The organism is Kitasatospora sp. NPDC015120 (assembly GCF_043080305.1).
GTDB lineage: Bacteria > Actinomycetota > Actinomycetes > Streptomycetales > Streptomycetaceae > Kitasatospora.
Window position 1 is genome coordinate 108187 of the sequence record NZ_JBIBVJ010000006.1, and the last position, 12634, is coordinate 120820.

The window sequence follows — 12634 nt, forward strand, 5'->3', positions numbered from 1 at the left end:
GGGGAAGGGACGGGGGGAAGGCACGGGGGAGGAGCGGACGGCCCCGGGTCGGGGGACACGGGGCCGGTCCGCGGGGTCAGACCACGGTGAGCAGGGTCCCCTCGTACGCCAGCCACTGGGAGTAGGCGTGCAGCCCCTTCGCCGGTGCGGTCGCCGGGGCCCAGCCGGGCGGGCGCGCGCCGTCGGTGAACTCCGGTGCGGCAGCGGGGGGTTCGACGTCCGAGGGCACGTTCAGGACCGGCACCGGGCGGACGGCGGCGTGCACGGCGTTCGCCAACTCGCCGAGCGTGGTGGGTTTCTCGTCGGCGACGGTCAGGGTGCGCGCCGCCGGGCGGGTGCGGATCACCGTCAGGACGGCGTCGGCCAGGTCGTCCACGTAGACGGGGTGCACCTCGGCCTCGGGGCTGCCCTGGACGGTCACCGGCAGGCTGCGCAGGGCGTCCCACACCATGCGCCCGATGAGGGTGTCGCGGGAGCAGCCGGGGCCGTAGACCTCGCCCACGGCCAGGGTGTACGGGCGCGGGTCGTCGGGCAGCCGGATCCTCAGCTCCCGGGCCGGGGCGCCCTCGCGCAGACCGGTCAGGTCGAGGACGGCCTCGGGAAGCCCGTCGCCGTGCGCGCCCGGAGGGCCGGCCAGGTCGGCGAGCCGGCGCACGAGGTGCTCGCCGAGCGGTGAGGCGCCGCCGCGCACGGTCAGGCCGCCGGGGCGGTGGGCCCGGCGGGTGCCCGTCCGCCCGCCGCCGCCGTGCGCGGCGGCCCCGCCGTGCCCGGCGGCCTCGTACCCGGCGGCCAGCGCCCGCCGCGCCGCGTCCGCCAGGACCTCGCGGCGTTCGGCGATCCGCTCCTCGGTGCTGGTGTTGCTGATGCCGCCGGACCCGATCGTCGCGATCGCCTCGGCGTAGACCTCGGGCCGCACCGCCGGTGCCGAGCCGTCGGGGTCCAGTCCGAGGCGGGCGGCCTCGTGGCCCATGGCGAGGGCGGTGAGCCAGGTGCCCCGGACGTCGGGCGCGTCCGACTCCGGCCCGGTGGGCGGCACGAGCAGCGTGCGGGGCAGCTCCAGGCCGCGCAGGTACTGCTCGCAGTCCATGTGCAGCCAGCGTTCGGGGCCCGGGCCGTCGACCCGCACCGCGCAGCGCGCGACGCCGTACTTGAAGAACGGCAGGACCCGCAGGCCGGTCAGCCGCCGGTCCTCGTCTCCGGGCCGGTCGCCGGGCAGGAAGCAGACCGAGCGGCGCGGCCCCCGGAAGGCGTTGCCCGAGATCGAGCCGTGGTCCTGGTGTTCGGCGAGATTGGGGACGGAGACGTAGCGGGGGACGCCGAGGTCGGTGAGGTAACGGTGCATCAGGATGTCGTCGGGCCAGCCGCCGAGGCGCTTGCGGCCGTAGCGGACGAAGCCCTCGGCGACGGTTCGGGGAAGTACGATCGCGACGCACGGGAAGTACTCGTTGACCGCGCCGACCCAGCGGGCGCCGGCCATGGCGCCGAACCGGATCGCGGCCCCGTTGCGGGAGTCCCACAGGGCGAACAGCGCCAATGCCGCGTCCGGCATCGCGGCGACCGCCCGGTCGACCCGCTCGAAGAACGATTCGGACAAGAGCATGTCGTCCTGGACCACCAGGTGGTGGGTGGCGCCGTCCTCGATGGAGTCCCACGCGGCGAGCGCCGTGCGCAGCACCGAGGGGGTGCCGGTCGGGTCCGGGTCCATGACGACGCGCAGGGCGCCCGGAGGTGCGGCCTGGGCCATCCGCTCGGCGGCGTGCCGGCGCTTGGGGTGGGTCATGACCGCCCCGCTGAGCTGATGGCGCGTCACGTCGTTTCCCTCTTTCTGTTGGGGTGTGGGGGACTTGATGGCACTCGTGTCGTAATCTGCTACTGCGGGTGCCATCGATTCCGGACAGTACGGATCGAGCCCGGGGCTGGCAAGAGTGCCGAATTCACACTGGTGTCACGGTTGGTGGCCAAAGGATGCTGGACTGGCACACCACCTTCCGTGTGAAGCGTGTGGCTGTGCGTGAGCGCGTATTTCGAGAGTTCGCCGTCTTCACGGAGGGAACCCCTTATGTCCGCTGGATCGCATGCACCGATGAACGAAACCGGAACCGGCGGCGGTGAGAGCGTCGAGGCCCGGCTGGAGAAACTGCGCGATGCCCGCATCGTGGTGACGGGAGGCGGCGGCCTGGTGGGCAGCCGGCTCACCGCGCTGCTGTGCCGCGCCGGTGCCGAGGTGTCCGTCCTGGACCGGATGGACGCCTACCCCGAGGACGTTCACACGATCTTCGGGGTGGAGAGGACCGGGGCCAGGCTCGTCGTGGGCGACATCTGCGACCGGGAGGTGGTCGCCGGGCTGCTCCGGGACGCCGACTACGTGGTCCACGCCGCCGCCTACGCGGACGTGGCCGCCTGTACCCGCAACCCCGACATCGCCTTCCGGGCCAATGTGCAGGGCACCCAGGTCATCCTGGAGGAGGTGGCCCGGACGGGGGTGCGCCGCCTGGTGCTGGTCTCCTCCGCGTCCGTGTACGGCGACGGCCCCGCCGACTCGCCCGGTCCGCACATGTTCCACGAGGACCAGGCGCTGTTCCCGCTGTCGGTCTACGCGAACGGCAAGCTGTGGGCGGAGCACCAGACCCGGCTGATGCTCGGGGCCGCGTCGGGGGCCGAGTACGCGATCGTGCGGTACTTCTCGGTCTACGGCGAGCCGCAGGTCCCGAAGCCGGGCAGCCACTCCTGGATGGTGCCCTGGCTGTCGCTGCAGGCCAAGCTGGGCCGTCCGATGCGCCTGAACGGCGGCGGCGTCCAGGTGCGCGACATGATCCACGTCCAGGACGTGGCCGAGGCGACGGCGCTCGCGCTGGTCGAGGAGGGGATGGCCGGCCGGACGGTGAACGTGGGGACCGGGCGTCCGACCGCGGTCCGGGACGTCGCGGACCTGCTGATGCCCTACTACCCCGACGCGCAGCGGATCGTCACCCCGCGCCCCGAGGGCGACCCGCTCGGCGGGTACGCCGACACGGAGCGGTCCCGGGAACTGCTGCGCTGGCAGGCCCGGGTCGACGTCGCGGAGGGCGTCGACCGCTATGTGCGGTGGCTGGAGAGCACGCCGGAGGCGGTGCCGCGCTGGCTCGTCGAGGACGGCGCGTGACAGTCTGCGACCTCGTGGACGTCCGCCGCGGGGCGGACGCCGAGGGAGGTGGTGCGCGCATGGGCTACGTCGGGTCCTACGTCTGGTCGCTGCGTCAGAAGGCCGGCGGCAGAAGGCTGCTGGTCCCGGGGGCGCAGGTCCTGCTGATCGACGGGGAGGGCCGCGGGCTGTTCCAGCAGCGGGCCGACAACGGTCTGTGGGAGCTGCCCGCGGGCGCCTGCGAGGAGGACGGTGGCTTCGCCGACGCCGCCGTCCGGGAGCTGGCGGAGGAGACCGGGCTGCGGGTCGCCAAGGAGGACCTGGTCGCCTTCGGCTCGCTGTCCGAGCCGGCCGTGCACACCGTGACCTACCCGAACGGGGACGTCAACCACTGTTTCGCGCTGTGCTTCGCGGCCCGGCGCTGGTCCGGGGAGCTCTCCCCGGGGGCGGACGAGGTGGTCCGGGCGCGGTTCCGGCCCCTCGACGATCCGCCGCAGCCGCTGCACCCGCCCACGCGGGTCGTGCTGGAGATGTACCGCGCGTTCCTCACGGACGGGAGGTTCCGGGCAAGGTGAACGAAGAGCAAGGGATCCGGGTGGCGGTGCCGTGCCGGGCGTGTCTGTCGGGGGAGGACCTGGACTGGCTGGGCGGCGGCCGCTCGGTCAGCCTGGCCCTGGACCTGCCGACCACGGTCGAGGTGGTGCCCGCCGGAACGCCCGGGGCGCGGCCGCCGGCCGAGGACGGCTGGCCGGAGCAGGTGTGGACGTTCCTGGGCGAGCGGCTCCCCGGTGTGCACGGCCCTGCGCCGGCCGTGCGCGTCAGCAGCGAGGCGCCCTCCGCGAGCGGCCTGTCCTCGTCCACGGCGCTGATCGTGGCGCTGTTCCGGGCGTTCGCCCGGTCGGCCGGGACGCCGGACGGCGTTCCGGTGCCGGACGCCTCGGTCGTCCAGTGGGCGTACGAGTTCGAGTTCGCCCGGTTCAACGGCGGCGGCATGGACCACCTCGCCGTCGCCGAGGGCGGCGCGCTGCTGATCGACGGCCGGGAGAGCGGCCTGCCGCTCGTCCGGGAGCGGCTGGAGCTCCCGGAGGACTGGGGGGTGGTCGTGGTGGACTCGGGCACCCGGAAGAACACCGCCGACCACATCCGCACGGTGCGGGCGCAGCTGGCGGCCGGTGATCCGGCCCTCGCGGCGTACCGGGCCGAGGCCGACCGGGCCTCGGAGGCCGCCTGGGCGGCGCTGCGCGGGCACGACCACGAGGCCCTGGGGGCGGCGATGAGCCGGGCGCACGCGGCGATGCGCGACTTCCAGGGCATGTCGACCCCGCTCCTGGAGGAGCTGCGGGCGCTGGCGCTGCACGCCGCCGGCCTGCCGCTGAAGCTCAGCGGGGCCGGCGGCGGCGGTTCACTGGTCGGGGTGTGCCCGTCGGCCGAGCTGCCCGGGGTGGTGGCGCGGCTGGCCGACGCCCTGCGCGGCCCCTTCCCCGGGGCACGCGTGATCCCCGCCCGGGCGGCTCCGGGGAGCCGGAGTGCCCGGACGGGGGAGCGGGTCGGCGTCAGCGCCGACTGACGGTCACAGGAACGGGTCGTAGTCCTCCCCCGGGGGGACTGCGCCCGTTCCCTGTCCTATCAGCTCCAGTTCCAGGTTGGAGCGGTGCCGTGCGCAGTGGAAGCGGCAGTCGCGGCTCGGGTCGACGATGCCGCGGTCCGAGGTCTTCCAGATGTCGGCCAGGCTGTCGGTGACGGCGTCGCCGATCCGGGCCAGCGGGTTGCCCCGGTGGTAGGAGCAGATGTACACCCCGGACGGGGTGACCAGGGTGCGCAGTTCGGCGACCGCGCAGCGGTGGTAGTCCTTGGGCTGGACCGGCCCGGTGTGCCGGCGCAGCGAGGTGAGCGTGGAGGAGTTGATGAGCTGGAAGGTGTCGCTCTCCAGCCGCGCGGCCTCGGCGAGCTGGCTGTCGACCGAGTCGAGGATCTCCTGGGAGACCTGGATGACGTGGTGGTCGTCGTCGAACATCGCCTTGGTCTCGAAGTAGTCGCAGCCGATGTCGTGGGCGAGTTCGGCGGCCTGGAGGACCTCCGTGTGGTTGGTGACGACCCGGCCGTCCGGCTCCTGGCGGGTCATGACGAGGAAGGAGTAGCCGAGCGCGCCGGTCTTCACCCCGGCGAGCAGCCGCATGTTCGCGACGACCTTGTCGAAGACGCTGCGGCCCTTGCGGTCGGGGCGGAAGAGGCCGTACGTCCCGGAGGTGCCGGCGTCCATGGAGACGCGGACCCAGGAGGCGTAGGCGGCCAGTTCGTCGAGGTTCTTGTCGATCATGGTGCCGTTGGTGACGACCCCGACGGCGATGCCGGCCTCGCCGAGGATGCGCAGGACCTGGCGGGTGCCCCGGTGGGCGAGCGGTTCGCCGCCCCCGATGAGGACCACGGCCCGCACGGACATGGAGACCAGTTCCTCGGCGAGCGCGGCCAGCCGCTCGGGGGTGAACCGGCCCTGGTTGAGCAGCTTGCCGCTGATGCACTCGGGGCAGGCGAGATCGCAGAAGGTCGTCGGGTCGAGGTCCACGACGAGCGGGGCGTCGGAGGCGGCCCCTTCGGCCGCTTGCAGGATGCGGGGCCAGCCGGAGGGCTGGTAGAGCTTGGAGACGAGATCGAGACGGTCGTGCGTCACGGAGTCCTCCTGTGGACGTGAACGGGGTGCGACCGGGGCAGGGTGTTCGTCGTGAGGGGTCAGCCCTTGACCGCCCCGGCGGCGAGGCCGGAGGCGATCCTGCGCTGGATGACGAGGAAGAAGACCACGACGGGCAGGGCGGTGAGCGTGGCTCCCGCCATCAGGCCGCCGTAGTCGGTCCCGCGGCTGGTCGTGAAGGAGACCAGCCAGATGCTGACGGTCTGCTTCTCGGGAGTGGACAACAGGATGTAGACGAGGACGTACTCGTTCCAGGCCTGGACGAGTGCGAAGACCGAGGTGGCGACGATGCCGGGGGCCAGCAGCGGGAGCACCACCCGGCGGAACGCGCCGAGGCGGCCGCAGCCGTCGACCATGGCCGCCTCCTCCAGCTCCACCGGGACCCCGTCGATGAATCCGCGCAGCATCCACACCGTGAACGGCAGGGTGAACACCAGATAGGTGAGGATCACCCCGGTGAGGCTGTCGGTCAGCCCGGCGTCGTTCAGCAGCAGGTACAGCGGGATGATCAGGGCCGTGAGCGGCACCATCTGGACGACGAGGATCACCACGACGAAGGCCTTGCGGCCCGTGAAGCGGAACCGGGCGAGGGCGAACGCCGCGAGCGTGCCGACGATCAGCGACACCACGACGGTGCCGAGGCCGATGAGCACGCTGGAGCGGACGTTCGCCCAGAAGGTGTCCGATCCCAGCGCCCGGGCGAAGTTGTCCACCGTGGGCGAGCTCGGCCAGAACTTCGGTGGCAGGCTCAGGATCTCGGACGCCGGCCGGAACGCGGTGAGCACCATCCAGTAGATGGGGAAGCCGATCACCGCCGCGACGAGCAGCCCGAGGAGGTCGTGGCCGAGCGACCGTTGCCGCCTCATTCGAGCTCTCCCGTTCTGAGCATCTGACGCAGGTAGACGACCGATCCGGCGAGCAGCAGGACGACGGTCACGAGGGCGATCGCGGCCCCGGTGCTGTACCGGTTCACCGCGAAGGACTCGATGAAGGAGTAGACGCCCAGCAGGTAGTACTCCCGCTCGGGCTGGCCGCCGCGCATGAGCCAGATCTGGTTGAAGACACCGAAGTTCCAGATGGCGTTCAGCGTGGTGACCATGAGCAGGACCGGTCTGATCACCGGCAGGGTGACGTGCCGGAAGACCTGGAACGGCCGGGCGCCGTCCAGGATCGCGGACTCCTCCAGTTCGGGCGGGACCTGTGCCAGCGCGGCCCGCAGGGTGATGGCGGCGAACGGCAGTGCGCCCCACACCACGACGGCGACGATGACGGTGAAGCCCTGCCAGGGGTCGATGAACCAGTTGTGGTGGGTCATGTCGACCCCCGGCAGTCTGGACAGCACCCAGTTCGTGACGCCGTAGTCGGTGTCGAACAGCCAGCGGAAGATCGACGCCGCGACCATCGCGGGCATCGCCCACACGGTGACCAGCACCGCGGCCATGACCGCGCGCACCCACGGGGAGACCCGGTGCATCAGCTGCGCCGTGAACAGCCCGAGGGCCACGGTGAACACCACGGTCACCGCGGTGAAGAGCACCGTGCGGCCCACCACCGTCCAGAAGAAGCCGTCCCCGAGGATCCTGGTGAACTGGTCGAGCCCCGCCCACGGCGGTGCCTCGCCGCTGAAGAGCTGCTCCCGGGTCATGTCCTGGAAGGAGAGCATGACCATGTCCACGAGCGGGTAGCCGAGGACCAGCAGGAGCGCCAGGACGGTGGGGGCGATCAGCAGGTACGGCAGCAGCGGTCGACGCTGCCGCCGGCCCCGGTCAGCGCTCATTGATCACTTCGTCGATCCGCTGGTCCGCCTCACGCGCGGCGTCCTGCACGGACTGCTTGTTGTTGGCGATGCGCTCCAGCATCTCCGGCAGGATGTTGGACTTCTCCACCGACGTCCAGCCGGGCGCGAACGGGGTCATCCAGCCGCCGGTGGCCGCGGCCTGGGCCGCCGGGCCGTTGATGCCGCCGGCCGCGACCTCGGCCAGCTGGACGGTGTTGTTGGGGAGGGTGTCCACCTCGATCAGGGTCTTCTGCGACTGCGTGTCGGTGAACATCTTGATCCAGTCGGAGGCCAGGTCCTTGCGGCCCGACTTGGCCGGCACCGCCAGGGTGGACCCGCCGAGGAACGGCGGCAGGAGCTTGCCGGACGGGCCGGGGAAGGGGAAGGTGCCGAACTTGTCCTTCAGCTTGGGGTCGCCGCCGGAGCGCTCGTCGGTGGCCATGGCGGACTCCCAGGTGTTGCCGTAGAAGACGCCCACCCGGCCCTGGCCGACCACGGCCGGCTGGTCGGAGTTGTCCTTGGCCCGGTCACCGACGTAGTAGGTGTCGATCAGCCGCTTCCACTCGGTGAGCCCGGCCACGGACTTGGGCGAGGCCAGCGAGCTCTTCCACTTGTCGCCCTCCTTCACGGCGATCTCGCCGCCCGCGTCCTTCACGAAGGCCATGGCGGCGTACCAGTAGCGGCCGGGCATGTAGAGCGCCGAGTAGTTGGGGTCCTCGGGGCCCAGGGTGGCCTTCAGCTTGTCGAGCGCGGAGAGCAGCTCGGGGTAGGTCTTCGGAGCGTCGGCGACACCCGCGCGGGCGAACTGGTCGGTGCGGTAGATGCCGATCCGGGCCCCGACGTAGTACGGCACGCAGTAGGTCTTGCCGTTGGCACGACAGGCGTCGGCGAGCGCCGGCAGCCACTCGGCCGAATGGTCGAAGCGCGCCGGGTCCACGGGGGCGAAGGCGTTGTTGACGATGTAGTTGGTGGTCTCGCTGTTGCCCATCTCGACCACGTCGGGAACGTTCTTCCCGGCGAGGACGGCGTCCAGCTTCTGGTTCTTCGTCGTCCACTGCTGGTACTGGACATCGACCTGCACCCCGGGGTGGGCCTGGGTGAAACGGTCATTGGTGGACTGGACCAATTGCGGCCAACTCTCCTGCGCGTCCACCGCCAGCCACACCGTCAGTTTGCCGCCCGCATCGGACCCGCCGCCCGACCCGGAGCTGCAGCCGGTGGCGGCGAGGGACAGGAGAAACGTGAGCACAAGGGGGCGATAGGACATGCGAATGGCCATGAGGTCTCCAAGTTCGCTATGGGGGTACCCATCTGATTACCCGTCTGATCGCCAAGAGTCGCAAAGGTCCAGACATTCGGCCGGAAGATGACGTTCAGTGTCCCGCATAGAGATCAACCCTTGACTCCTCCCGGGCGGTACCCGCAGGTTAGGCCTCTGCACCCACGTGATCCCGATACGAAGGGCCTGTTACGTGTCCGAGCAGACGACTTCCCCCGAAGAGACCCCCGACGCCGCCGCCCGCCCGGTCCGGGTCAACGCCTGGAACGGCTGGGACCCGCTGCGCCACGTGATCGTCGGACGCGCCGAGGGCACCGTGGTCCAGGCCCCCGAGCCCGCGGTGCGCCGGGACTACCCCGAGGACGGGTTCCCCCTGGGCACCTACGGCCCGATGCCCGAGGACATGGTCGCCGAGGCGGAGGAGCAGCTCGACAACTTCGCCGAGATGCTGCGCCGCCGCGGCATCAGGGTGGACCGCCCCACCCCGATCGACTTCAACCAGAAGGTCTCCACCCCCGAGTGGACCCAGGACTCCATGTTCGGCTGCATGCCGCCCCGCGACCTGCTGCTGACCGTCGGCAACGAGGTCCTGGAAGCGACCATGTCCTACCGCAGCCGCTGGCACGAGTACCTCGCCTACCGGCCCCTGCTGCAGAACCTGTTCGATTCCGACGAGCACATGCGCTGGGAGGCCGCACCCAAGCCGCGGCTCACCGACGCCTCCTACAACACCAAGTTCTGGGACACCTACAACGACCTGCCGACCGAGGAGCAGCTGGCCCGGGTCCGTGACTACGACCTGGTGCTGACCGAGGCCGAGCCGCTGTTCGACGCCGCCGACGTCGCCCGCTTCGGCAAGGACCTCTTCGTCCAGCTGTCCTTCGTCACCAACCGCAGCGGCTACCAGTGGCTCAAGCGCCACTTCCCCGACCACCGGGTGCACGCGGTCACCTCCACCAACACCCACCCGCTGCACATCGACGCGACCTGGGTGCCGCTGCGCCCAGGCCTGGTGCTGCACTGCGGCGAGCGCCTCGCGGACGCCGAGCTGATGGAGTTCTTCCGGCTCAACGACTGGGAGATCATCGAGGCGGTGCAGCCGGCGAGCTGGGACCACCCGCCGAAGCTGTCGTTCTGCAGCCCGTGGCTCGCCGGGAACATGCTGAACATCGACGAGAACACCCTGTGCATCGAGGAGAAGGAGGTCCGGCTCTCGGAGCAGCTGTCCTCCTACGGCTTCGAGATCGTGCCGGTGCCGTTCCGGGCGGTCGGGCCGTTCGGCGGCGGGCTGCACTGTGCGACCGTCGACATCGAGCGGGACGGCGAGCTGCAGGACTACTTCCCGCGCCGCCACGGCCGCTACTGAGGCCGGGCCGGTGCCGTCCGAGCCGTTCGCGGCGTCGGAGGTCCGCGCCGTCGTCTTCGATTTCTACGGGACGCTGGCGCGGATGGTCGAGCCGCTGCCGCCCGACCACCGTGCGGTCTTCGACCGCCGGGGCCTGTCCGCCCAGGGCGCCCGCTGGGGCGACCAGTGGACGGTGGGCCCCGCCGAGGGCGAGCATCACGCGGCCCACTCCGCCAGCGAACTCACCTATCACCAATGGGAGTTGGACCGTCTTCGGCGCAGGGCCCGCGGTTGCGGAGTGCCGGAGCACGAACTGGAGGGACTGGTCGGGGAGATCGACCGCGCCATGAAGGCCGTCCGGCTGGAGCTCTTCGAGGACACCCGCCGTGTCCTCGGGGAGCTCCGCGCCCGGGGGCTGCTGGTCGGCATCTGCTCCAACTGGTTCTGGAACCTGGAGGACTGCCTGGAGGAGGTCGGCCTCGGCGGGGCGGCCGACGTCGTGGTGGGCTCCGCCCGGGCGGGCGCGCGCAAGCCGCATCCGCTGATCTACCGGGTGCTGCTGGAGCGGTGCGCCCTGCCGGCCCGGCAGGTGCTGTTCGTCGGCGACATGTGGGCGCCCGATGTGCTCGGCCCGGTCGGGGCCGGGATGCGGGCCGTTCACCTGTGCCGGCCCGACCCGGCGGTGCTCGGGTCCGAGCCGCCCCTGCCGGACGGGGCGGCCCGGATCCGCGGGCTGGACGCGTTGCTCAGTCTCCTGCCGAGCGGTGCCGCAGCCGGTCCAGCAGGTTGCGGGTGACGCGGACGACGCCGGCGTCCTGCTCGTGCCCGCAGACCACCGGCCAGTCGGTGGTGCCCGCGGAGAACACGGTGCCGCCGGCGGTGTAGACGCCCATGGTCGCGGCCCGGGGGCTGGTGATGCCGGCCTCCCGGGCCGGGCCGTTCCAGTGACCCCACTTGAAGTCGTGGAAGTCCTCGTGGACCGGGTCGAGCACATGGATCCCCAGGATGAGGAAGGAGTCCGGGGTGCCGTCCTCGCCGGTGGCCCGGGCGACGCCGTGCTCGTCCCGGGCGTAGGCGGCGCCGTCGCACTCGTACCCGATCAGCGTGGTGCCCGCCCCGAGCCGGTCGGGCTCGCCGCCGTCGGAGCCGTCGCGCAGCCCGGTGCCGGCGAAGACCCAGTGGTCGGCGTGCTGCACGGTGTACCCCTCGCGCGGACGGTCCCCGGGCCACCCCTCGGCGCTCGCCCACATGCCGCCGTTGCGGAAACTCACCCCGGTGAGGGAGTTCTCCGGGCGGCCCACGCCGTTCGGCCGCTCCGGCCACCACTGGTCGGTCGCCGGAAGATGCGGATACTCGTCCCCGACGTGGTGGTCGGTGTCCGAGACGAAAGCGGTGTTCCGGTCCGTCGGATGAATGCGCCACCAACAGGTGTTGGCGCTCAGGAAAGCGATGTTCCCGCCGTCCCGGACGAATCGCTCGGCCTGGCCGCGCATCGCCTCGCTCCAGTATTCGTCATGGCCGACGCTGAGCAGCAGATCGTACGATGACAGCAGCTCCGGATCCTCGTGCAGATCGAGATCCGTGCAGAATTCGACCGGGTAGCCGTTGCGCTCCAGCCAGGCGATGAAAGGGGCGTCCCAGTAGGCCAGGTCGATGATTCCGCCGGGCCGGTGCAGGCTCACTTTGTGCCCGCGGGGATCGCCGTCCGGCAGGTACACCGGGTGGTCGTAGAGGCTGACGGCGCGTTCCTCGCCCGGCCGGTCGGAGCGGTTGTAGGCGTGCCGGGTGTACGTCGACTTCTTGTAGAGGACGCGCGAGCGGCTGCCGGCCCGCCGGGGCCGGACGACGAAGAACTCGCGGGCGGGCCCCTCGATGCTCGCGGCGTCCAGCAGCGGCGGGTCCTCGCCGTCCTCGACGAACTGGACCAGGTGCATGCCGGGCGTCCAGTGCTCCGGCACGGGCAGGGTCAGCGGCGGCCAGTCCCAGTCGTGGGCGGGCGAGACCCGGCCGGGGACGCCGTCGGGGTGCGGGGGCGCCGGGTGCCGGGAGCCCGGGTACGGGCCGCTCTCCGCGAGCAGTTCCACGTCCTCGCCCAGCCGGTAGAACCGCAGCCGGAACCGCGCGGCGTCGGTGGAGACGTGGACCGTCAGCTCCTCCCCGACGACGACGCTTTCCCTGCCGAGATATCCCTCTGTCATTCCGCCTCCCAGCAGAGCGAGCGGCCGGTGAATAGGTGTCCGGCGGCTTCGGCCCGCCATCGTAGGCGGTGCCGGGAATTCCCGGCAATCGGTGCCGTGGAACCGGTCATTCAGCGCCGCCTTTCGGACAGCGAACCGGACCGGGAGAATCCTCTACGGTCCGGCCGGGTAACCGGAATTCAGCCGGTCCGGTCCGGCTGTCGCAAATCCTTCGGCTCAGGCCAGGAA

Annotated in this window: 11 protein-coding genes; 5 read left to right on the forward strand and 6 right to left on the reverse strand. The window is 71.5% G+C overall.

The genetic code is table 11. The features are described 5' to 3' along the window. Nucleotides 1-76: 76 nt before the first annotated feature. The gene (locus ACF1AK_RS17050) at nucleotides 77-1810 is read right to left on the reverse strand and encodes an NAD-dependent epimerase/dehydratase family protein (RefSeq protein ID WP_391499555.1); all 1734 of its coding nucleotides are present in this window, start codon (nucleotides 1808-1810) and stop codon (nucleotides 77-79) included. A 273-nt stretch (nucleotides 1811-2083) separates the two neighbouring features. On the opposite strand from ACF1AK_RS17050, the gene ACF1AK_RS17055 reads away from it, so the two are divergent. The 3 genes from ACF1AK_RS17055 to ACF1AK_RS17065 are packed head-to-tail and all read left to right on the forward strand — an operon-like array spanning nucleotide 2084 to nucleotide 4688. Next, entirely contained in the window at nucleotides 2084-3142 is a 1059-nt protein-coding gene (locus tag ACF1AK_RS17055) for an NAD-dependent epimerase/dehydratase family protein (protein ID WP_391499556.1), read from the forward strand. Then, on the forward strand, nucleotides 3139-3696 hold the full coding sequence (locus ACF1AK_RS17060; RefSeq protein ID WP_391499557.1) for an NUDIX domain-containing protein: 558 nt from the start codon (nucleotides 3139-3141) through the stop codon (nucleotides 3694-3696). The genes ACF1AK_RS17055 and ACF1AK_RS17060 overlap by 4 nt, the downstream gene beginning before the upstream one ends. Beyond that, on the forward strand, nucleotides 3693-4688 hold the full coding sequence (locus ACF1AK_RS17065; protein WP_391499558.1) for a mevalonate kinase: 996 nt from the start codon (nucleotides 3693-3695) through the stop codon (nucleotides 4686-4688). Before ACF1AK_RS17060 ends, ACF1AK_RS17065 begins: the two co-directional genes overlap by 4 nt. Before the next feature lie 3 nt (nucleotides 4689-4691). Here ACF1AK_RS17065 and ACF1AK_RS17070 read toward each other — a convergent pair whose 3' ends face one another. The 4 genes from ACF1AK_RS17070 to ACF1AK_RS17085 are packed head-to-tail and all read right to left on the reverse strand — an operon-like array spanning nucleotide 4692 to nucleotide 8833. Continuing rightward, nucleotides 4692-5789, reverse strand: coding sequence for a radical SAM protein (locus ACF1AK_RS17070; protein WP_391499559.1), 1098 nt, complete (start codon nucleotides 5787-5789; stop codon nucleotides 4692-4694). A 59-nt stretch (nucleotides 5790-5848) separates the two neighbouring features. Continuing rightward, on the reverse strand, nucleotides 5849-6673 hold the full coding sequence (locus ACF1AK_RS17075; protein WP_391499560.1) for a carbohydrate ABC transporter permease: 825 nt from the start codon (nucleotides 6671-6673) through the stop codon (nucleotides 5849-5851). Beyond that, nucleotides 6670-7584 (reverse strand): carbohydrate ABC transporter permease, encoded by a 915-nt coding sequence (locus ACF1AK_RS17080; protein ID WP_391499561.1) that lies wholly within the window; start codon nucleotides 7582-7584, stop codon nucleotides 6670-6672. Before ACF1AK_RS17080 ends, ACF1AK_RS17075 begins: the two co-directional genes overlap by 4 nt. After that, the gene (locus ACF1AK_RS17085; RefSeq protein WP_391499562.1) at nucleotides 7574-8833 is read right to left on the reverse strand and encodes an extracellular solute-binding protein; all 1260 of its coding nucleotides are present in this window, start codon (nucleotides 8831-8833) and stop codon (nucleotides 7574-7576) included. Before ACF1AK_RS17085 ends, ACF1AK_RS17080 begins: the two co-directional genes overlap by 11 nt. A 223-nt stretch (nucleotides 8834-9056) precedes the next feature. Here ACF1AK_RS17085 and ACF1AK_RS17090 point away from each other — a divergent pair, with 223 nt between their 5' ends. After that, nucleotides 9057-10229 (forward strand): serine/threonine protein kinase, encoded by a 1173-nt coding sequence (locus ACF1AK_RS17090; protein WP_391499563.1) that lies wholly within the window; start codon nucleotides 9057-9059, stop codon nucleotides 10227-10229. 10 nt (nucleotides 10230-10239) lie between these two features. Next, the gene (locus ACF1AK_RS17095; RefSeq protein ID WP_391499564.1) at nucleotides 10240-11004 is read left to right on the forward strand and encodes an HAD family hydrolase; all 765 of its coding nucleotides are present in this window, start codon (nucleotides 10240-10242) and stop codon (nucleotides 11002-11004) included. On the opposite strand, the gene ACF1AK_RS17100 is transcribed toward ACF1AK_RS17095, so the two are convergent. Further along, the gene (locus ACF1AK_RS17100) at nucleotides 10955-12406 is read right to left on the reverse strand and encodes a N,N-dimethylformamidase beta subunit family domain-containing protein (RefSeq protein WP_391499565.1); all 1452 of its coding nucleotides are present in this window, start codon (nucleotides 12404-12406) and stop codon (nucleotides 10955-10957) included. The two genes, ACF1AK_RS17095 and ACF1AK_RS17100, sit on opposite strands and share 50 nt — an antisense overlap. Between the last annotated feature and the right edge of the window lie 228 nt (nucleotides 12407-12634).

Coding starts and splice junctions, on each gene's coding strand:
- ACF1AK_RS17055 (WP_391499556.1), top strand. CDS start 2,084: ATGAACGAAACCGGAACCGGCGGCGGTGAGAGCGTCGAGGCCCGGCTG.
- ACF1AK_RS17075 (WP_391499560.1), bottom strand. CDS start 6,673: ATGAGGCGGCAACGGTCGCTCGGCCACGACCTCCTCGGGCTGCTCGTC.
- ACF1AK_RS17080 (WP_391499561.1), bottom strand. CDS start 7,584: ATGAGCGCTGACCGGGGCCGGCGGCAGCGTCGACCGCTGCTGCCGTAC.
- ACF1AK_RS17100 (WP_391499565.1), bottom strand. CDS start 12,406: ATGACAGAGGGATATCTCGGCAGGGAAAGCGTCGTCGTCGGGGAGGAG.